At 67.0% G+C, this 19489-nt stretch carries 17 protein-coding genes; 11 read left to right on the top strand and 6 right to left on the bottom strand.

Going from position 1 to position 19489, the window contains the following annotated elements:
- Window positions 1-91: 91 nt before the first annotated feature.
- The 5 genes from infA to L0966_RS15990 all read left to right on the top strand — a co-directional run bounded on the left by infA (window position 92) and on the right by L0966_RS15990 (window position 3847).
- On the top strand, window positions 92-367 hold the full coding sequence (gene infA, locus L0966_RS16010) for a translation initiation factor IF-1 (protein ID WP_234052962.1): 276 nt from the start codon (window positions 92-94) through the stop codon (window positions 365-367).
- 92 nt (window positions 368-459) lie between these two features.
- The gene (locus L0966_RS16005; RefSeq protein ID WP_234052961.1) at window positions 460-954 is read left to right on the top strand and encodes a DUF2165 family protein; all 495 of its coding nucleotides are present in this window, start codon (window positions 460-462) and stop codon (window positions 952-954) included.
- A 204-nt stretch (window positions 955-1158) separates the two neighbouring features.
- Window positions 1159-1998 carry an ABC transporter ATP-binding protein gene (locus tag L0966_RS16000; protein ID WP_370640770.1) on the top strand — a complete coding sequence of 280 codons (840 nt, stop codon included), beginning with the start codon at window positions 1159-1161 and terminating at the stop codon, window positions 1996-1998.
- Window positions 1995-2807 (top strand): ABC transporter permease, encoded by an 813-nt coding sequence (locus tag L0966_RS15995; RefSeq protein ID WP_370640767.1) that lies wholly within the window; start codon window positions 1995-1997, stop codon window positions 2805-2807. The genes L0966_RS16000 and L0966_RS15995 overlap by 4 nt, the downstream gene beginning before the upstream one ends.
- A 14-nt stretch (window positions 2808-2821) precedes the next feature.
- Window positions 2822-3847: an ABC transporter substrate-binding protein gene (locus L0966_RS15990; protein WP_234052960.1), complete on the top strand. Its 1026-nt coding sequence runs from the start codon at window positions 2822-2824 to the stop codon at window positions 3845-3847.
- A 339-nt stretch (window positions 3848-4186) separates the two neighbouring features.
- Here the strand turns inward: L0966_RS15990 and L0966_RS15985 are convergent, their stop codons facing one another.
- Entirely contained in the window at window positions 4187-4780 is a 594-nt protein-coding gene (locus tag L0966_RS15985) for a L,D-transpeptidase (RefSeq protein ID WP_234052959.1), read from the bottom strand.
- Between the two features lie 243 nt (window positions 4781-5023).
- On the bottom strand, window positions 5024-5896 hold the full coding sequence (locus tag L0966_RS15980) for an alpha/beta fold hydrolase (RefSeq protein WP_234052958.1): 873 nt from the start codon (window positions 5894-5896) through the stop codon (window positions 5024-5026).
- A 373-nt stretch (window positions 5897-6269) separates the two neighbouring features.
- Here L0966_RS15980 and L0966_RS15975 point away from each other — a divergent pair, with 373 nt between their 5' ends.
- On the top strand, window positions 6270-7523 hold the full coding sequence (locus L0966_RS15975; protein WP_234052957.1) for a hypothetical protein: 1254 nt from the start codon (window positions 6270-6272) through the stop codon (window positions 7521-7523).
- Window positions 7524-7568: 45 nt separating this feature from the next.
- Here L0966_RS15975 and L0966_RS15970 read toward each other — a convergent pair whose 3' ends face one another.
- The 3 genes from L0966_RS15970 to L0966_RS15960 are packed head-to-tail and all read right to left on the bottom strand — an operon-like array spanning window position 7569 to window position 11622.
- Window positions 7569-8435, bottom strand: coding sequence for a siderophore-interacting protein (locus tag L0966_RS15970; RefSeq protein WP_234052956.1), 867 nt, complete (start codon window positions 8433-8435; stop codon window positions 7569-7571).
- On the bottom strand, window positions 8432-9385 hold the full coding sequence (locus L0966_RS15965) for an alpha/beta hydrolase (protein ID WP_234052955.1): 954 nt from the start codon (window positions 9383-9385) through the stop codon (window positions 8432-8434). The genes L0966_RS15970 and L0966_RS15965 overlap by 4 nt, the downstream gene beginning before the upstream one ends.
- Entirely contained in the window at window positions 9385-11622 is a 2238-nt protein-coding gene (locus L0966_RS15960) for a TonB-dependent siderophore receptor (RefSeq protein ID WP_234052954.1), read from the bottom strand. Before L0966_RS15960 ends, L0966_RS15965 begins: the two co-directional genes overlap by 1 nt.
- Before the next feature lie 300 nt (window positions 11623-11922).
- Between L0966_RS15960 and L0966_RS15955 the strand changes: the two genes are divergently transcribed.
- From L0966_RS15955 to L0966_RS15935, 5 genes are all read left to right on the top strand, one after another.
- Window positions 11923-12960: an AraC family transcriptional regulator gene (locus tag L0966_RS15955; protein ID WP_234052953.1), complete on the top strand. Its 1038-nt coding sequence runs from the start codon at window positions 11923-11925 to the stop codon at window positions 12958-12960.
- 170 nt (window positions 12961-13130) lie between these two features.
- Complete coding sequence (locus L0966_RS15950) at window positions 13131-13577, top strand: MarR family winged helix-turn-helix transcriptional regulator (protein WP_234052952.1); 447 nt, start codon at window positions 13131-13133, stop codon at window positions 13575-13577.
- Complete coding sequence (locus L0966_RS15945) at window positions 13574-15649, top strand: FUSC family protein (protein ID WP_234052951.1); 2076 nt, start codon at window positions 13574-13576, stop codon at window positions 15647-15649. Before L0966_RS15950 ends, L0966_RS15945 begins: the two co-directional genes overlap by 4 nt.
- Window positions 15646-15849: a DUF1656 domain-containing protein gene (locus L0966_RS15940; RefSeq protein ID WP_234052950.1), complete on the top strand. Its 204-nt coding sequence runs from the start codon at window positions 15646-15648 to the stop codon at window positions 15847-15849. The genes L0966_RS15945 and L0966_RS15940 overlap by 4 nt, the downstream gene beginning before the upstream one ends.
- A 2-nt stretch (window positions 15850-15851) precedes the next feature.
- Window positions 15852-16721, top strand: coding sequence for an HlyD family secretion protein (locus L0966_RS15935; protein WP_234052949.1), 870 nt, complete (start codon window positions 15852-15854; stop codon window positions 16719-16721).
- Between the two features lie 390 nt (window positions 16722-17111).
- Here the strand turns inward: L0966_RS15935 and L0966_RS15930 are convergent, their stop codons facing one another.
- Complete coding sequence (locus tag L0966_RS15930) at window positions 17112-19349, bottom strand: PBP1A family penicillin-binding protein (protein WP_234052948.1); 2238 nt, start codon at window positions 19347-19349, stop codon at window positions 17112-17114.
- Window positions 19350-19489 lie beyond the last annotated feature (140 nt).

Here is a 19489-nt window from a genome sequence, read left to right as displayed (position 1 = left end):
CCCGCATGCATGACACCTATGGGCCGGAACGCGGAAACGTGAGATAAGGCCCGCCAATTCCGCCCCGATCGGGGTCACTGGAGAAGGCTATATGGCGAAAGAAGAGCTGCTGGAGTTCGAGGGCACCGTCACGGAAGTCCTGCCCGACGGCAATTTCCGCGTGCGACTGGACAATGATCATCAGATCCTGGCCTATGCCGCCGGCAAGATGAAGAAGAACCGCATCCGCACCATCGAAGGTGACCGGGTGGTGGTTGAGATGTCGCCGTATGATCTCGATCGCGGCCGCATCAACTTCCGGCACAAGGTCGAGGGTTCCGCACCGCCTCCCGGCGCGCGCCGCCAGCAGAATTTCCGTCGGCGCTGATATATCCTCTGGTTCCAGCCGGCCCGCCGGCGGCGGGGAGATGATGCTCCTCGCGCCGCTCGGAGCCTTGCGCCGCGATGCGGGAGCCAGAGATGGGATTGCGCCTTGCAAAGGTCGTACTGGTGGCGTCGCTCGCCGCCTATGCGCTGATCGTCGCCTACGGAAACCTGGTCGACTACGGCTCGAACTATGCGTTCGTGGGCCATGTGCTGAGCATGGACACGACCTTTCCCGGCAACGCCCTGATGGGGCGGGCCATTACCGATGAGCGGATCTGGCGGGCGGCCTACGCCGCCATCATCGCCGCGGAGGGGCTGAGCGGCCTGCTTCTCGCCGCTGGTGCCCTGGCCATGCTGGCCCGCTTGCGCGCGCCCGCCGCCGTCTTCGAATGCGCGAAGGGGCTCGTTTATATGGGCGCCGCGCTCGCCTTCCTGGTCTGGTTCTTCGGCTTCATGGTGGTCGCTGGCGAATATTTCGCCATGTGGCAATCGCGGGAGTGGAATGGCCAGGACGCCGCTTTCCGCATCTATATGGCCGTGCTCGGCGTGCTGATCCTGGTCGCATTACCGGAGCGCGATCCGGCGTGACGACCTCCGCTGGCGGCGTTCGTCTGCTGCACCGCACACCGCTCAAGCGCTGAAAAGTCTTTCATTTCCTCCCTTTCCTGCACGCGGTGGGTTGCTTCCGTAACCGAGGCCCCGCTACGTTGCGCGCCCGTCCGCGGCGGTAAGAACACGCGGCGGGTACAATTTCAGCGACCCAGGGAGGGAAGGGTGTCGCCAGTTCTCAGTGTGGTCCAGCCGGCTCCACAGGTGCAGACGAGCGCCGTGGTTCTGGAGAAGGTGCGGATCGCCTTTCCCAATGCCAAGCGCGGCGGGGCCTCCTTCGTCGCCGTGGATGACGCGAACCTTGCGGTCGCGGATGGTGAGTTCGTGGCCATCGTGGGGCCCACGGGCTGCGGCAAGTCCACCCTTCTCAATGCCACCGCCGGCCTGCTGAAGCCCGCCTCCGGCAGCGTCTCCATCTTCGGCGAGGCCTTGTCCGGCCTGAACCGGAAGGCTGGCTACCTGTTCCAGGCGGAAGCGCTGTTTCCCTGGAAGACGGCGGTCGAGAATGTGGCCATCGGCCTCGACATCGTCGGCACCCCCAAGGCGGAGGCGCGGGCCGAGGCGCGCGAATGGCTGGCGCGCGTGGGCCTGGCCGCCTTCGCGGATCGCTATCCACACATGCTCTCGGGCGGGCAGAGGAAGCGCGTAGGCCTCGCCCAGGTGCTGATCCGCCACCCCAAGATCCTGCTGATGGACGAGCCTTTCGGTCCCCTCGACGCGCAGACGCGCCAGATCATGGGCAACCTGCTGCTGGACCTGTGGAGCGCCGACCGCAAGGCGGTGATGTTCGTGACCCACGATCTGGAAGAGGCGATCGCGCTCGCGGATCGGGTGGTCATCATGGGCGCGGGGCCGGCGGCGCGCATCATTGGCGAATGGAAGGTGCCCATCGCCCGCCCGCGCGACATCGACGTGCGGCTCGATCCCGAATTCCACCGGCTGCACAAGGAGATCTGGGCGGCGCTGAAGGATGAGGTGGTGAAGGGCTACAGACAATCGGAAACGGTGGAGCAAGGGCAATGATGCGCAGCCGCTCAACTCTGCTGGGGCTTCAACTGCTGGTGGCCGTGGTGCTGCTGGCCATCTGGCATCTCGGCTCCACGGTGAAGCTGAACATTCCCGCCATCTCGGCCAAGCCGTTCTATGTGCTGGATCCGTTCTTCTTCTCTACCCCGGTGGCGGTGTTCCAGCGCACCTTCCTCGACTTCTACTCGGGGGCCATCTGGTATCACCTTGGCATCACGCTGCTGGAAACGCTGCTGGCCTTCGCCATCGGCGCCGCGGGCGGGGTGCTCATCGGCTTCTGGTTTGCCCGCAAGGCGGTTCTGGCAGCCGTGTTCGACCCCTATGTGAAGATGGCGAACGCGCTGCCGCGCGTGGTGCTGGCGCCTATTTTTGCGCTGTGGCTGGGGCTGGGCATCTGGTCCAAGGTGGCGCTGGGCGTCACGCTGGTGTTCTTCATCGTCTTCTTCAACGTCTATCAGGGCGTGAAGGAGGTGAGCCCGACCTTGCTCGCCAATGCGCGCATGCTGGGCATGAATGAGCGCCAGCTCATGCGCAACGTGTTCTGGCCGTCCGCCCTCACCTGGATGTTCTCCTCGCTGCACACGGCCGTGGGCTTCGCGCTGGTGGGCGCGGTGGTGGGTGAATATCTGGGCGCGGCGGCCGGGCTCGGCTACCGCATCCATCAGGCCGAGGGCGTGTTCGACGTCACCGGCGTGTTTTCGGGCATGGTGGTGCTCTCCATCTTCGTCATCATCATCGACATGCTGGTGAGTGCCATTGAAAAGCGGCTTCTGGTCTGGCGCCCGGCGCCGGCCACGGCGCAATGACAGGGAGGAAGACAATGGGAATGTTGAAGACCCTCGCCGCAGGCGCGCTCGCGCTGGCCGGCCTTGCCGCGGTGGTGACCGGGCCGGCGGCCGCCCAGCAGGCGGAGAAGCCGCAGGTCACCATCGGCGTTGGTGGCAAGCCGCTGCTGTATTATTTGCCGCTGACCATTGCGGAGCGGAAGGGCTACTTCAAGGACGAGGGGCTCGACGTCACCATCAATGATTTTGGTGGCGGCGCGAAGTCGCTTCAGGCCCTCATCGGCGGATCGGTGGATGCGGTGACGGGTGCCTATGAGCACACCATCCGCATGCAGGCCAAGGGCCAGGACATCGTTTCGGTGATCGAGCTCGGCCGCTTCCCCGGCATCGTGCTGGTGGCGGGCAAGGACACCGGTATCAAGAGCGTGAAGGATCTGAAGGGCAAGAAGGTGGGCGTCACCGCCCCCGGTTCCTCCACCAACTTCTTCGTCAATTTCCTGCTGGCGAAGGACGGCTTGAAGCCGGAGGACGTGTCCTTCGTGGGGGTCGGTGGCGGCGCCTCCTCGGTTGCGCAGATGAAGCATGGCGGTATCGAGGCCATGTCCAACCTCGACCCCGTCATCACCAAGCTGGAGAGCGACGGCGACGTCATCATCCTGGCCGACAGCCGGACCGAAGAAGGAAGTGACAAGATTTTCGGCGGGCCCAACCCGGCGGCCGTGCTCTACCTGAAGCGGGACTTCACTGCCCAGAATCCGGTCACCACGCAGAAGCTGGTGAACGCCTTTTACAAGGCCCTGAAGTGGCTGCACACCGCGAGCCCGGCCGATGTGGCCGCCGTGGTGCCGCAGGAATACCTGCTGGGCGACACGGCGCTGTATGAGGCGGCCGTGAAGAACTCCATGCCCATGTATTCCATCACCGGCCTCATTCCCGAGAGCGCGCGCAAGACCGCGCTGGGCATGCTGGTGGAGTTCGACCCGGAGCTGAAGGCCGCGAACATCGATCTCGGCAAGACGTTCGACGGGACCTTTGTGAAGAAGGCGTCCGGGGCGAACTGACTGGGCGTGTTCTCGGGGCGGGCGCCTGTCTCCCGCCCCTTGAAAAGCCCTCATGCCGTGCCCATATAGGATTTGTCCTGGTTGAAAGCCCGTCGGATCGCAAATGTGGTCCGGGGGCGCCATGGAAGACGGACGGATGTACTCCGCTTTCAGGGTAACGAGGACTTCGTTCCTCCGCCGCATGTCTTTGATGCGCGGAGGGACGACCTTGTTGGGGAAGGGGCCGATCTCTGTCGTCCCCACATCAAAAAGCCCGGGCTCAGCCCGGGCTTTTGTGTGTTCTGAGGGGGTGCCGCCCCTTGGCTTGCGCGGCAACGGGGCCGGGCCGAAGCCCACGCCTCAGCGCTGCACGTAGACCGTGGCGCCCACGCGCACGCGGTTATAAAGGTCCACCACATCGTCATTGGTCATGCGGATGCAGCCTGATGACACCGCTTGGCCGATGGTTTCCGGCTCGTTGGAGCCGTGGATGCGGTAGAGGCTCGATCCCAGATACATGGCGCGCGCGCCGAGCGGATTGTCGATGCCGCCGGGCATGTAGCGCGGAAGGTCCGGGCGGCGCTTCAGCATCTGCGCGGGCGGGGTCCAGCCGGGCCACTCGCGCTTTGCGCTCACCGTCTTCACGCCCGACCACTGGAAGCCGTCGCGGCCCACGCCCACGCCATAGCGGATGGCGTGTCCAGGCGAGGTCACATAGTAAAGCCGCCGCTCCGAGGTCCGGATGACGATGGTGCCCGGCCTGTACTTGGAGTCGAAGGCCACCATCTGGCGCGGAATGGGCGAGGAGCTGCTCACCACGCCCACGTCAGACGGCGTGGCGAGGAACAGCTTCGCGAACGGGAAAAGTTCAATGCGATCATTGGCCCGTGCCGGGCCCGCCGATACCAGTGCGGCCGCGATCGCTGCGGCGGCGAGGGCTTTGAAGTGCATCATGGCGCTCGGTCTCGTGTCGTCGGTCTCAGTCGGGGACATACTGGACCGGTGGATAACAACGCATGCGATACGCGCCGCCCCGCACCAGCGGCATCCATTTTTTCGCCACAAACGGACATGACCGCAACCGCTTTGTGGCCCTTGGGTTCCCGCTGCAGCGGGGTGCGGCATACTTTTTTCGGTCGTGCGTTCCCAAAGCCACGCTTTCGTTGCGCCGCAGCGGGGTTCAGCCTCAGGTGGCGCTCAGCGCCCGACGACGTGAACGAAGGAGGCGAGGTCGGCATTGAAGGCCGCGCTCGCTTCCAGGAACGGGGCATGGCCTGCTTCCGGATAAAGGGCAAGGCGGGCGCCGGGCACAGTCGCGGCGATATGGCGGGCCATGGCGGGGGCCACCACCTCGTCCCGCTCGCCCTGGGCCACCAGGACCGGCAGCGAGAGGCCGCGCAGTACATCCTCATATTCCGCGGCCCGGTCGAACAGGGCGGCGCGCACTTCGGCGGGCACCACCATGTTGAAGCCGATGAGGGTTTCGACTAGGTCCTGGGGCTGCGCGCCGGCGAAGCAGCGGCGCACGAAGGTGCGGGTGGCGGCGATATTCTCGGCGAGATCGGGTGAGCACATGCGCCGCATCAGGCGATTGCAGGTGCCGTAGAATTCCCGGGCATTGGCGGTGGCCGCATCCACGAACACGATGCCGCCGAGGGCGGAACTGCCGTGCGCGGCCAGATAGTCGCCGATGATCCGCCCGGCATAGGACCATCCCACGAGGATGGGGCGCTTGAGCCCGCTCTGGGCGATCACGGCGGCCAACTCCCCGGCCCATCGCTGCTGGTCCTTGTAATAGTCCGGCTCCAACGGTTTGTCGGAGGCGCCGTGGCCGCGAAAGTCGTAGGCCACGAGCCGGCAATGGGCCAGCTCCGGCGCGTTCAGCTGGTTCATCCAGACCATGCCGCAATGGGAGAAGCCGTGGATGAACAGCAGCTCCGGCCCCTCACGCGTGCCCCATTCCTGAACCTTGATGGAAAGCCCGTCGGGCGTGGTGACGCGAAAGGCGTGGGCCGGGCGGGGCACAAGGCTCGGCGCGGTGTCCGGGGTGGCGTTCACGAAGGCGGTCATGGGGAAGGCTCGCGGCATCTCGGAAGGATGGGCAGCTTATACCAAAGGCGGTGGAGTTGCCCCCTGGTACCGCGCTCCGGCCACCTCGGCGCGGGAGCGCACGCTGGGCGCCGGTGGAAAATGGCGGGATGGCATGAGCCGCAAATTCGCCTGCGGACAGCGCCGGCGGGCAGCCCCGCGAGGCGGGTGCATTAAAGCATCCGCAACCCATTTCTAGCAGGAAGAAGGAACTCGCGCCCTGCGGGCGGACCCACGGCTTGCGCCCGGTCGCTCTGCGGCTGTCCCGAGTCCGGGAAGGAATCTCATCATGTCGGGATGCTTCAAGCCCCATCGTTTTCCGCCACGCGCCCACGGCCTGGGCCTTGGAGCGTTCATGCTCGCCCTCGGAATCGCGGCCCCGGGCTCCGGCGCCAGTGCCGCGGAACAGTACATGACGCTGGGGCTGCCCTTCTTCGAGCCGTATCGCGCCGCCATCGCCACCCTCGACATCAATGGCGGCAAGGTTACCGGAACGCTGGCCGCGCCCGCGGGCGATCCGCGCCCCGCTCTGCCCATCACCGGCACCCTGGCCGACGGCACGCTGAAGCTGACCGTGGGGAGCGGCGCGGACGCCTACACGTTGAGCTTCAGCGAGGATGAGCGCGGCATCCAGCAGGTGTGGGACGAGACGCTGGCAGTGGGCGATCTGGACCGGGTCTCCTTCTTCCGCCCCGCCGCCGGATTCTCCAGCGCGGCTCTGGCAGTGCAGCACATGGGGGATGACTGGTGCGGGCAGGTTTATGGCGGCCTTTCCGTGGTGCTGCGCTCGCAGTCGCTGAAGTCCATGGCCACGCCGCCCGCGGCCCTGGCCGATCTCGACGTGTCGGCCACCAGCCTGTCCCATGGGGCGGTGAGGGCGAAGCTGAAGGATGTGTGGAGCCGGCTGCGCCTCGCGGCCTATGACGGCGACGACATCGCCATCGACGTGGCCGTGCCCGTGGGGGCCGAGGCCAGCACGGCGAAGGCACTGCGGGCCGAGCCGGCGGTGGCCGCGGTGACCTTGCCCAATGCCTGCACCGAAATGGCCCTGGCCGTGGTGCCGCGCGCCAGGATCAGCGATGGCGGCACGCTCTCCGATGCCAAGCTGAAGAGCTACCTTGAAGGCATGCTCAATCGTCTGTACTCCGGCGGCAGCGCGGAAGGCGGCGCCGTCGGCGGCCGCAAGTTCAAGCTGGCGGACGTGAGCGTGGCCAAGGGCGCCGATGGCGGCCCGGTCTTCTCCGCCCGTGTGACGGCGGAATCGGAGGCCTCGCGCCTTGCGCGGGGCGGGTGGGACCAGTTCACCCTGTCGGTGCGACCGGTCATCACCGCGACCGACGCGGCCGACACCATCTCCCTGATCCCCGCCGTGACGGACCTGAAGACGGCGAAGAAGGCGGGCGCCCAGATGCCCGCCGACAACGCCTTCAAGCCCGTGGACGACGAGGCGATGGCCACTGGCATCGACCACCGGCTGGTGTCGTGGCTGGCGGCGGCGGAAAATTCGCGCTGCGACTTCCTCACCCATGCCGGCTTCGATGAGCCCGAGGGGGCCTATAGCTGCTCCAACGTTTCCATGGACGATGTTCCCCACGCCGACGACAATTGAGGGCGCAGGCTCCGGCTCCGGCCGGGGCCTCCTGCCCACATGGCGTCAGGCGGCGCCGGCCTCGCGGGCCGCCTCGTGGTAGTCCGAATCGCGGTCATGGTCGTGCGCGGCATGGTAGGCGGGCTCGCTCATGCCGCGCTTCCAATAGCCCACCGCCACCAGGTCGCGGGGCGGTAATCCCCTTTCGTCCCGCAGATAAGTACGCAGCGCGCGCGCGGCGCCCGATTCCGCGGCCACCCAGGCGGCCATGGCGCCGGCCGGGGGAAGGTCGGTGGCGCGGACGGCATTTTCCAGCAGACGTGTCGTTCCGGGCTCCGCGCCGTTGCGGTGGAGGTAGCGCACCTGCACGCCCGGCGGGGCGGCGATGTCCTGTTCATCCCTGGCGTCCGGCACCTCCAGGAAGGCGAAGCCGTGGGTGGTGGGCGGCAGGCGCTCCAGGATCGCGGCGATGGAGGGCAGCCCGCTGAGGTCACCCGCCAGCAGCACCGTCTGTGCCGCAGGCAGCACACGCCCACCGGGTCCCCCCACGCCGATCCGCTCTCCGGGCCGCGCCCGCCGCACGAAGCGCGCGGCCGGGCCGTCATGGCCATGCAGCGCGAAATCCACCCAGAGCTCGCCCCGCTGCGGCTCGAACCGGCGCACCGAATAGGTGCGCGGAATCGGCCGGCGCGGCTCCGGTGGCCAGATGGCGCGGCCATCGGGACCCTCGACCGGCCATTCCGGCTCCGCGAGTCCCTCCGGCGGGATGAGCAGCTTGATGGTGGGGCCGGTGCCGAAGCCTGCGATCTCGGGCCCGCCGAGCACCACCCGCTGCATGTGCGCGGTGACCGCCTCCACCCGCAGCACTTCAAGCACCCGCATGCCCCGATAGCGGGCGGGGGCGGCCGATGTCGTGTGAAGGGGGGCGGTCATGGCGCGCCGTCCTTGGCCTGAGGGCCGAGAAAGAATTCCAGGCCCGCCAGCAGCGCATGGGGGGCGGCGGAGGCGTGGGTCTGGCCGGGGAAGACCTCGAGAGTGACGTTCGCCGGCTGCCCGGGCAAGGCTGCGAGCCGGCTGGAGAGTTCGCGCGCGGCATCCACCATGCGGCGGTCCGCCAGGCGCCTCGCGACCGATTCCGCTTCGGGCAGATCGGCCAGCCCGGGATGCAGCTGCTGCTCCTGGCCGCCGACCGTGAGCAGCAGCCGGCGCTTGCCGGCGGGCGGGTGCGCGGCGAAGGCCGCCTCCTCTTTCAGGATGGCGTTGTCGGCCCACCAGATTGAGGGGCTGGCGGCGATGTAGGTGGAAAAGGCATCGGGCCGCGTGAACAGCACATGGAGCGTGAACAGGCCGCCGAAGGAATGGCCCATCAGCCCCTGGCGCGCCGGATTGACGGCGAAGTCCTTGTTGATGGACGGCCTGAGCTCGTCCAGCAGGAAGGACAGGAAGGCGTCGGCCGCGCCGGTGTCCTCGGGCTTCAGATAGGTGGAGCGGTCGCCGGCAGGGGCGGGGGCCGGGGTGAGGTCCGGTGCGCGCCGACGCATGTTGTGGGGCGCGTCGCCGGGGTAGCCCACGGCCACCAGCACGGCCGGCTGGATCAGCCCGCCCTGGCTGCGGGCCTGGGTTCGCGCGTAGTCGGACAGCGTTCCCGCCACCGCATTTCCGTCCAGCACATAGAGCACCGGATAGCCCTCGGGCGGCGGTGGCTCCTGGGGCAAAGCGATGAAGATGCGGTAGGCAAGGCCGCTCTTCGCGATCACCAGCCGCTCTTCGGTGCCGGGCAGGGTGACGGGGCCGGCGGCCGCCATCCGTCCCCCGCCGAGAAACCCGGCGAGGGTGAGCAGAAGGGCGCAGGCGTGCGCGAGGGAGGAGGCGGGGCGGATCATCAATAGGTCGCGCTCACCTTGAGCCAATAGCCGCGCGGCTCGCCATAGAAGTTGAACACCGAGACAGATCCGATGCGGGTGTAATAGACCTCGTCCAGCAGGTTGGTGACGGTGAGGGTGGCCTTCCAATTGTCGTTGAACTTGTAGCCAGCCTGCAGGTCCACCAGGGTATAGCCGTCTGCCGTGAGCTTCACATTGCCGGACTGGGTGTAGAAGCTGGAGAGGATCTTCAGGCCGCCCGCCACATGGAAGCCGCGCAGGGCGCCCTCCTGGAACTCATACTTGGTCCACAGGTTGTAATTGTGCCGCGGCGTGTAGGTGCTGAAGCCGGCCTGGAGCTGGGCGGCGGTGGCGGTGAGGTATTCGGTGTTGGTGTAGGTATAGCCGGCATAAATGTCCCAGCCGGGCGCGAGGCGTCCGCTCACCTCCGCCTCCCAGCCGGAGACCTCGACTTCGCCCGAGGCCACATAGACATTGGCAACATTGGTGGCGAGGGCGCGATTGTCGTCACGGATCAGGAACATGGCGGCGGAGGCATTGAGCGCGCCGTCGAAGAAAGAACCCTTCACGCCGCCTTCATACTGGTAGCCCTGGCGCGGGTCGATCACGTCGCCGGCGGCGTTCAGCTCGGTCTGCGGTGTGAAGGTGGCGCTGTAGCTGGCATAGACGGAAATTTCCTTCGTCATGTCGATGACGAGGCCCGCATAGGGCAGGAACTTGCCGTCGATATCCACGTCCGAGCTGGTGGTGGTGAGGCCCGAGGTGGTGAAGGTGTTCACCGTGGAATTGGCGTCATACCAGGAGAAGCGCCCGCCCAGCAGCACATGCACCTGATCGAGCGGGTTGATGCGCGTCTGGGCGTAGAGGCCATATTGATCGGGGTCGGTGGTGCTCTCGCGATTATAGATCGTGAGCGGCTCGGCCACCGCATAGGGGTTCGGCAGATAGACATTGTAGATGTCGGACAGGCCGGTGGAGGTGGGCGCCCACTGGTCCTGGTCCAGAAGCTGGAAATCCGCGCCGACGGTGATCTGGTGCTCTTGCCCGAACAAAGTGAAGGGCGTGGCGATATGGGCATCGCCGGAAAGCGTGGTCTGGGAGACCTGCGCCGCCGTATATTGCATGCCGATATCGCCCCAGGTGGCGGCGGCGGTGCTCACGGCGGTCTTGCCATAGGCGTACTTGTAGTCGATGTCGCGATCCGAATAGCGCAGGGAGGCCTTGGCCTCGCCGCCATTGTCCAAATCGTGCTTCAGCTCCACCAGATAGTCGGTGCTTTCATTGTTGAAGCGGTTCCAGGTGGCGCCCACGAAAGTGGAGCGGGGTACGTTCAGGAGCTGGCCGGTGCCGTTGCCCAGATTGATGGCGGGCAGGCCGTTGAAGGGCGTGATGTCCCGTTCCTGGTGCCAGGCATAGACCGATAGGGTGGTGTTTTCGGTGATGTCGAAATCGAGGGCGCCATAGCCCACCCACACCTGGTTGTCGTTGATGTCGACGAATGAGTTGCGGTCCTGGAAGGCGCCGCCGATGCGTGCCCGCACGGTGCCCGCCTCGTTCAGCTTGCCGCCCGCATCCACCTCGGCGCGCACGAAGTCCCACGAGCCGTAGCTGAGGTTGGAATTGATGAAGGGCTTGGCGAGCGCGGGCTTCAGCGTGCCATTGACGATGCCGCCCGGGCCCGCATTGTTGCCAGCCGAGCCGCCGTAAAAGAGGCCGGCTGGGCCCTTCAGCACGTCCAGGCGGTCGAAGATGAACAGGTCCGGCTGGGTGCCCAGGATGGAGGAGAGCGGCGCCGGCAGGTTGTTCACCAGCATGGTGTCGATCTCAAAGCCGCGGGAGAAGATGGAGGAGCGGCCCTGGTCGTTGGCGAGCACCACCATGCCGGTGGTCCGGCGCATGGCGTCCTCGAGCTCGCTGAAATTCTCGTCGGCGATGCGCTGGCTGGTTACCGTGGAGATGGATTGGGGGATTTCGCGTACATTGGTGGGGGTGCCGACGCCGATGGTGGTGATGGCCGCCGTATAGGTGTCGAGCCCTTCGGTAAAGACCTCTTCCTGCAGCTTCTTTTCCTGCTGGACCTGCACGGTCTCCAGCTGGATGTCGCGCGCCGCCGCGTCCTGGGCGCGGGCGGCCGGGGTGGCGGCGAGAAAAGCCGCCGCGGTGCCCGACAAAAGGGTGCCCGACATGAAATGGCCCGTGCGAAGCCGCAGCACGGGCAGGCGTTTCAATACAATCATGAAATCCCCGCAGGTGGCGAATATCGTTCAAGTTGCGCCGGGCGTGGCGCTGACTTGCGTGTGGCTGGCCCCGGCTGGTGGTTCTTTCTTAACGGACGGCTCCGTGTCTTCTCCAGTACGAATGCCTTTGTGGGATCGTATAATTCGTTTGCAAAATCCCCATCTGTTTAAACCTGGAACGGTTTGAACATCGTCTTTCGTATGGGTTGGGCAAAGAATTGGCCTAATCTGGAATAATACTAAATTTAAATCGGCCTTCTGGTGCTTGACAGCGTGCCGCTTGCGCTCTGTTCATGATCCATGACCCATTCCGATGCGCTTCCGCCATCGACGGACGCGGCCGAGGGCGCGCCGCGTGGCGCCCTGGTGCGCTCCCGCGACATCGCCGCTTTATCCCGCGGCGCGGGGCAGCAGGGGTTTCACCTCGTCACGCCGCGCCTCGGGGCCGATGGCGCATTGCTGCGGGGGCGCTATGTGCTCAGTTCGCTGCGCAGCGGGCTGGTGCTGCACGCCACCGACGCCACCGACCTGCACGATGCCACCACCCGCGTCGTGCATGGGGCGGGACTCACCATCTCCGTGTTCCTGGCGGGGGAGGCGGACATCTTCCTGGGCGGCCGCCCGCTGCATCTGGGCACGCCGGAGGGGGCCGAAGGGGTGCTGATGGCCCGGGCCGAGCCCGATTTGTTCGTGCGCCAGGGCCGGCGCGGGGCGCGCGTGCGCAAGGTGAATGTCTTCCTGCCCGCCGGCTGGCTGGAGCGCGAGGAACATGATGACCGGCGCCACCAAGCGGTGATGGCCTTCTCCCGCGACCACCGGGCCAATGCCCGCTGGCGCCCCTCCGCCCACATGACCGCTCTGGCCGAACAGATCCTGGCGCCGCCTCCCTATGGCCCGCTGCTGGCCGGCCTTTATGCGGAAAGCCGGGCCATGGAGCTCGCGGTCGGCGCTTTGGGCCTGCTCGATGCGGGTAGTGAGGGCGAGGCGCCGGCCGCGCTGCGTCCGCGCGAGCGTGAGCGCATGTGGGCGGTACACGACTTCATCGAAGCCCACCTTCAGCGCGAGATGAGCTTGGAGGAGATCGCCCGCGAGGCGGGCATGAGCATCAATTCGCTCCAGCGGGCCTTTCGCGGCGCGTTCGGCAGCACGGTGTTCGAATATGTCCGCCGCCGCAAGCTGGAGATGGCCCGCGACGGCCTCGCCGCTGAGGGGCTCACAGTGGCCCAGGCCGCTTTCGTGGCGGGCTATGGTTCGGCGGCCAATTTCTCCACCGCCTTCAAGCGCGCCTTTGGTGTTTCCCCCAAAGCCTGGCGGGAAAAGGGCCGGCGCGGCGGCTGAGGCGCGGGCGTCGCGCCATGAGCGATCATGGAGTGCCAACGGCGGGCGTTGCCCGCGCGGCTGGCCTTTTCGGCCCTCAGCCGGCCAAGGCTGCGGGGCCGGAGCGCCCCGCGTAATGGTTTGCGGCTTAATATATTGCATGTTATCTATTGTGATGTTAGACATAAGGCATGCCTACTTCCTTTGAACGTCACATCCTTGGTCAGCTGGTGGCGCGGGTGGCGCGCTATTGGCGTCGCGCCATCGACCAGGCGTTGGGGGAAAGGGGCATGTCCCAGGCCACCGCGCTGCCGCTGCTGGTGCTGGCCCGCCTGGGTGGAGAGCTGCGCCAGGGCGCCATTGCCGAAGAGCTGGGGCTGGAAGGCCCCTCGCTGGTGCGCATCGTCGACACGTTGCTGGCCGAAGGGCTGGTGTCGCGGCGCGAGGATCCTGCTGACCGGAGGGCCAAGCTGCTCAGCCTCACCCCGCGCGGGGCGGCGCAGGTGGAGCAGATCGAGGCCACGGTGGCCACGCTGCGCGACCGGTTCTTTGCCGATCTCTCCGACGAGGAACTCGCGGTCATGGTGCGCGGCCTGTCCAAGCTGGAGGCGGCGCTGCTGCAGGAGCTCACCTCGTGATCCGGCTTCCCTTCGGCATCGGCCGCAACGAAATTCTGTTCTCCCTGAAGGCCTTCGGGGCCGCCGTGGTGGCCCTTTGGATCGCGCTCCAGCTCAATCTGGAAAAGCCCTATTGGGCCATGGCCACGGCCTATATCGTGATGCAGCCGCTGGCCGCGGCGGTGACGTCCAAGGCCATGTTCCGAGTGATGGGCACCTTTCTGGGCGCCGCCGCGGCGGTGGTGATGGTGCCCAATCTGGTGGCTGTGCCAGAGCTATTGTGCCTCGCGCTCGCCTGCTGGGTGGGGCTGTGCCTGTTCATCAGCCTGCTCGATCGGACCCCGCGCAGCTATGTGGCGATGCTCGCCGGCTATACCTGCGCCATCATCGCCTTCATGAGTGTCAGCAATCCGGAGGCCGTCTTCCAAACCGCCCTGTCGCGCACGGAAGAGATCACGGTGGGCATATTGTGCACCGCGGTAGTGGCGCGCCTGATCATGCCCCGCCATCTCGGCCCGCTGATGACCGCGCGCCTCGATGCATGGGTAAGCGATGCCGGCCGCTGGGCGGGCGACGTGCTGTCCGGCCGGCCGGACCCGAGGACCTCGGAGCGCGACCGGCGCAAGCTTGCCACCGATACGGTGGATCTGCTCGCCCTCACCACCCATCTGCCCTACGACACTTCGGAGCTGCGCCATGTGGCCGGCCAGGCGCGGGAGCTGCAGCAGCAGATGACCGCGCTGCTACCCATCCTCTCAAGCCTCGGTGATCGCCTGTCCGTGCTGCGCCGGGACGGGCCGCTGGATCAGCGGGTGACCACGCTGCTGGACGACGTGGCCGCCTGGATCGCAGGCGGGGCCGAGAGCGCCGCCGATGCGGTGTCGCTCAGGGCCCGCATCGCCGAATTGACGGCCACGCTGCGCGGCGAGGGGCCGGAGCGGTGGGCCTGGCGGGACCTGCTGGTGGGTTCGCTGCTGGCGCGGCTCACCGAGCTCATCGCTGTGTGGGACAATTGCTTGTCCCTGCGCGCGGACATCGCCAATGGCCGCACCCGGCGGACGCGTTTTCGCGGCATGGTGGCGCGCTATTCTGGTGATCCGCGGCTGCATGTGGATGTGCGCAGCGCGGCGCTGGCGGGGGTCGCGGCGGGCGCCGGCATCCTGGTGTGCTGCGCCTTCTGGATCATCACCGGATGGCATGAGGGCTCGGGCGCAGCCCAGATGGCGGCCATTTTCCTGTCCCTGTTCGCGGTCATGGACAATCCGGTGCCGGTGATGCGGCTGTTTGCGCGCTACAGCCTTTATGCGGTCGTCGCGGTGGGGCTGCTGCAGTTCCTGGCGCTGCCTTATGCCGACAGCTTCGTGGAGGTGGTGGCGCTCTGCGCCCCCTTCCTGCTCGTGTTCGGCGCCCTGATGGCGACCCCGAAATGGGGGCCGCTCGGCTTTCTGATGTGCGTGAACGTGCCCCTGGCCACCATGCTCGACACCCGCTTGAGCGTGGACCTGGCGGCTTATGTCAACGGCAATGTCGCGGGGCTGATCGGCATGATGGCGGCGGCCTCCACCGCCGGCATGCTGACGGCGGTGGGCGCGGAACGCGGCATCGCCCGCCTGCTGCGCGCCAACAGCGCCGATCTTGCGGCCATTGCCGAGGGGCGTGGCGGTGGCGACCGGATGGCGCTGGTGCGTCGGCTGGTGGACCGGTTCGCTCTGCTGGTGCAGCGCCACGTTCTCATCCCTCCAGCCGGCGCCCCCAAGCCGGAGAATGCGCTGCTTGATCTGCGGGTTGGCCTCAACATTGCGGATCTGGCGCGCGTGGAGCCGCAATTGCCGCCGCTGCGGCGGCAGGCGGTGGCGCGCCTGCTGTCCCGCCTGGCCGCCCATTTCCGGAGCCGTGGCGCGGCGTCGGCCACGCGGCCACCGCTTGAGGACATTGACCGGGTCCTTTCCACCTTCACCGACCGGCGCGACACCACCCCCGCGGGCGCGGTGGCGCTCGGCGCGCTGGTGGGCCTGCGCTGCGCGCTCGCGCCCGATGCGGCTGAGCCCGCGCCGGTGCCGCTGGACGAAGCCTGCTGGAGTCCCGCCGCATGAGAGGCGACATCGACATTTACGGCCTGTTTGTGCCGGAACTTCTGCTGTGCGCGGTGCTGGCCCTCGTGGCGCGCGCGCTGCTCGGCCGGCTGATGGCGCGGGCGGGCCTCTACCGCGCCCTGTGGCACCCCCCGCTCGCGGATTTCGCGCTGTTCGTGATCTGCCTCGGCGGCATCTCCTTTCTGTTGCATGGAATTTGACGATGAGCACCGTTCTGCCCCGTCTCGGCCGGGTGGCTCTCACCCTCGGCCTCGTCTGCGCCGCAGCCGTCGTGGGGCGCGGCCTGTGGATCTATTACATGGACGAACCCTGGACCCGCGACGGCCGCATCCGCGCCGACGTGGTGCGCGTGGCACCCGATGTGTCCGGGCTGGTGGAGAGCGTGAGCGTCGCGGACAATGCCCATGTGAAGAAAGGCGAGGTCCTGTTCGCCATTGACGGCACCCGCTTCCGCATCGCCCTCGAGCAGGCGGATGCCGCCCTCGCCAGTTCCGAGGCCACGCTGCAGCAAGCGCATCGCGATCTCGCGCGCTACAGCCAGCTGAGCGAGACCACCGTCAGCCGGCAGAAGCTGGAGGAGGTGTCGACCGCCGCCGCCGAGGCCGAGGCCGCCGTGCAGAAGGCGAAGGCTGATCGCGAGCTCGCCCAGCTCAATCTGGAGCGGTCGCAGGTGCGCGCGCCGGTCAACGGCGTCATCACGAATTTCACCCTCCAGCCCGGAAATTATGTGAGCGCCGGCCAGCCGGTGACGGCGCTGGTGGATGATGATTCCTTCCACGTGCAGGGCTATTTCGAGGAAACCAAGCTCGAGCGGATCCATGTGGGCGATCGGGCCGTGATGCGGCTGATGGGTACCGGCGGCAATCTCCACGGACACGTGGTGAGTATCGCGGCGGCCATCGAGGATCGGGATCGCTCTGATTCGTCCAACCTGCTCGCCAACATCAACCCGACCTTCAGCTGGGTGCGGCTGGCCCAGCGCGTGCCCGTGCGCGTGAGCATCGACGAGGTGCCCGACGCCGTGAAGGTGGTGGCGGGGCGGACCGTGACCGTGAGCATCCAGCCGAACTGAAGACGGGCGCTTCGGAGAGGATGCCGGATACGGGACGCCAGTGGGCGGTCGGCGGTGTCCAGGTGGCCAAACGCTTGAAGGCCAAGCTTTGCCGCAGGTGGTGCCCCTGACTGGCGCCAACTGGTCGCTCACATGGCGGCGCGGACAAGCGATCCTGTCGCCGGGGCGCGCGGCGGCCTTGGGCCTTGCGGCATTTCGCGGTGGCGGGGCGATCCGCGTGGGTTCGGCGCCCGTGTCCCCTTGCGGAGGCCCCGCGCCGCCGGTTCTGCCACGCGCTGACGCTGTGCCGGCGGCGTGAAGCGTGTGACGCACGCCGCGGTCAAAAGCATCTGCGCGCAAATCCGCTTTTCGACTCCGTGAAACGCGGAAAAGCTCAAAGGGCTGAGCGCGCTAGCCTCTTGGGGCGGGCGCTGTGGAGCCGGTGCGCAGAGGCTTGGTCGGAGGCAGGGGAGCGACGGGGAGGGGCGCGGCTGGTGACGCGCCCGCCGGGGCCGCCCGGGGCTGCGGCGCGGGCTGGGCGCCGGCCACGCCCTCCGCCTCCTTCAGCAGGCGTTCCAGCGCGGCGAGCCGCTCCGCCGACTTGGGCGACAGCGTCACCGGCCGCAGCGAATCGGCCAGGCCCGGCACCTCGATGGGCGGCGGCGGCGGATCGAGCTTGGGAATGGGCGAGCTGACGCCGGGAATGGGTTTGATCTCAATGCCCTGGTGGGCATAGGCCATCACCTTCTGCCAGGTCATGGCGGGCAGGGAGCCGCCCGTCATCTTGTTCATGGAAGCGTAGTCGTCATTGCCAAACCACACGCCGGCCACGTAGTTGCCGGTGAAGCCCATGAACCAGGCATCGCGATAGGCATTGGTGGTGCCGGTCTTGCCGGCGACCTTGGAATTCACGAGGCGGGCGCGGCGGCCGGTGCCGTTTTCCACCACGTTGTTGAGCATGTTGTTGATGTCGTTGAGCTGCGGCGTCGGGATGATCTGCACCGGGGAGGGCGCGTCGCGGTCGAAGCGCCACACCACCTCGCCATTGCCGATGCGCATTTCCACCACCGCGTGGGGATAGACGCTGCGCCCGCCATTGGCGAACACCGAATAGGCGGTGGTCATGTCGATGAGTGTCACCTCGGCCGCGCCCAGGGGCAGTGGCGCGCTGATGGGCAGGGGCGTGCGGATGCCCATCTGGTGGGCAAGATCCACGATCTTCTTGCGCCCGAACTTCTCCGCTAGGCGCACCGCCACCGTGTTCAGCGAGTGCTGGAGTGCGGTGGCGAGGGTGATGGAGCCCATATAAGAGCGGCCATAGTTCTGCGGGCACCAATTGCCCAGGCAGATGGGCGCATCCTGCACGATGGTGGTGGGCTTGTACCCATTCATCAGCGCCACGGTGTAGACGAAGGGCTTGAAGGAGGAGCCGGGCTGGCGCAGCGCGTCGGTGGCGCGGTTGAACTGGCTCTCCCCATAGTCGCGCCCGCCCACCATGGCGCGCAGCGTGCCATTGGGCTCCATCACCACAATACCGCCCTGGGTCACTTTGTAATCGCGCCCGAACTCGCGGATCGACTGGTCGAGGGCGGCTTCTGACACCTTCTGGATATTGGGATCAAGGCCGGTGCGCACCACGAAGATGCGCTCCGTGACCGAGGCGGGCAGCTGGTCCACCAGCTTCTTCACCTCGGCGAAGGCGTAATCCAGATAGTAATCAGGCACCGCTTCGTCGCTGCGGTCCACGGGGGTGGCGGGGTTGCGGCGGGCGCCGAATACCTGGCCTTCGGTCATGAAGCCGGCATCCACCAGATTGTCGAGCACGGTGGAGGCGCGGGCGCGGGCGGCGGGCAGGTTCACATGGGGCGCATATTTGGAGGGCGCCTTGAACAGGCCGGCGAGCATCGCGGCCTCGGCGAGGTTCACTTCCCGCACCGACTTGCCGAAATAGTAGCGCGCCGCCGCATCCACGCCATAGGCGCCGCCGCCCAGATAGGCGCGATCCAGATAGAGCTTCAGGATCTGGCCCTTGGTGAGCCGGGTTTCCAGCCAGACGGCGAGAAAGGCTTCCTTGATCTTGCGCTCGATGGTGCGCTCGTTGCTCAAAAACAGGTTCTTGGCGAGCTGCTGGGACAGGGATGAGCCGCCCTGCCGCACGCCGCCGGCCCGCGCATTGGTGACCACGGCGCGCAGCGTGCCCGAAACGTCGATGCCCCAATGCTCGTAGAAGCGCCGGTCCTCGGTGGCGAGCACCGCCTTGATGAGGTGGTCGGGGAAATCCTCCAGCGGCACGGTGTCGTTCTGCTTGACGCCGCGCTCGCCGATGATGTTGCCGTAGCGATCCAGGAAGGTGACGGCGAGCTCGGTGCGCTTCAGCCAGTCGTCCGAGGTTTCGTGGAAAGCGGGGATGGCGAGGGCCAGCACCGCCACGAAGCCGATGGTGCCCAGGGTGAGCGCTTCCGAGGCGAGGCCGATGAAGAAGCGCGGGATACCGCTGATATTGAAGTTTTCAGTGAAGGCCGCATAGGCGGACAGGGCACGCCGGGTGCGGCTGCCGAGGCCGAACAGCGACGAATCGAGAAAGGCGTCGAAATCCAGCGCCGCATTGCGCAGCCAGGTCAGGAAAGAATGACGCTCGGGCTCGGACACGGGGCAGGCTCACCGGTTGGAGCGGATGCAACGGAAGCGGCAGGCCATGCCCGCCACCTCATTTGCCACGCCTCGAAGGTGGCGATTTCGCGACCATGGCGCAACACGTCCGTAGCGCGATGCTCCCGTGTCATGCCTGA

The organism is Xanthobacter sp. NM-59 (genome assembly GCF_021401125.1).
In the GTDB taxonomy this organism is placed as follows: domain Bacteria; phylum Pseudomonadota; class Alphaproteobacteria; order Rhizobiales; family Xanthobacteraceae; genus Xanthobacter.
Note: the sequence above shows the minus strand (reverse complement) of the source record. Positions and strands in the feature narration are given on the sequence as shown.

Excerpts from the sequence above, each read along its gene's own strand:
- L0966_RS15995 (WP_370640767.1), top strand. The coding sequence starts at position 1,995 with ATGATGCGCAGCCGCTCAACTCTGCTGGGGCTTCAACTGCTGGTGGCC.
- L0966_RS15940 (WP_234052950.1), top strand. The coding sequence starts at position 15,646 with ATGAGAGGCGACATCGACATTTACGGCCTGTTTGTGCCGGAACTTCTG.
- L0966_RS15935 (WP_234052949.1), top strand. The coding sequence starts at position 15,852 with ATGAGCACCGTTCTGCCCCGTCTCGGCCGGGTGGCTCTCACCCTCGGC.
- L0966_RS15975 (WP_234052957.1), top strand. The coding sequence starts at position 6,270 with ATGCTCGCCCTCGGAATCGCGGCCCCGGGCTCCGGCGCCAGTGCCGCG.
- L0966_RS15980 (WP_234052958.1), bottom strand. The coding sequence starts at position 5,896 with ATGACCGCCTTCGTGAACGCCACCCCGGACACCGCGCCGAGCCTTGTG.
- L0966_RS15950 (WP_234052952.1), top strand. The coding sequence starts at position 13,131 with ATGCCTACTTCCTTTGAACGTCACATCCTTGGTCAGCTGGTGGCGCGG.
- L0966_RS15970 (WP_234052956.1), bottom strand. The coding sequence starts at position 8,435 with ATGACCGCCCCCCTTCACACGACATCGGCCGCCCCCGCCCGCTATCGG.
- L0966_RS15990 (WP_234052960.1), top strand. The coding sequence starts at position 2,822 with ATGGGAATGTTGAAGACCCTCGCCGCAGGCGCGCTCGCGCTGGCCGGC.
- infA (WP_234052962.1), top strand. The coding sequence starts at position 92 with ATGGCGAAAGAAGAGCTGCTGGAGTTCGAGGGCACCGTCACGGAAGTC.
- L0966_RS15960 (WP_234052954.1), bottom strand. The coding sequence starts at position 11,622 with ATGATTGTATTGAAACGCCTGCCCGTGCTGCGGCTTCGCACGGGCCAT.
- L0966_RS15985 (WP_234052959.1), bottom strand. The coding sequence starts at position 4,780 with ATGATGCACTTCAAAGCCCTCGCCGCCGCAGCGATCGCGGCCGCACTG.
- L0966_RS15955 (WP_234052953.1), top strand. The coding sequence starts at position 11,923 with ATGACCCATTCCGATGCGCTTCCGCCATCGACGGACGCGGCCGAGGGC.
- L0966_RS15965 (WP_234052955.1), bottom strand. The coding sequence starts at position 9,385 with ATGATCCGCCCCGCCTCCTCCCTCGCGCACGCCTGCGCCCTTCTGCTC.
- L0966_RS16005 (WP_234052961.1), top strand. The coding sequence starts at position 460 with ATGGGATTGCGCCTTGCAAAGGTCGTACTGGTGGCGTCGCTCGCCGCC.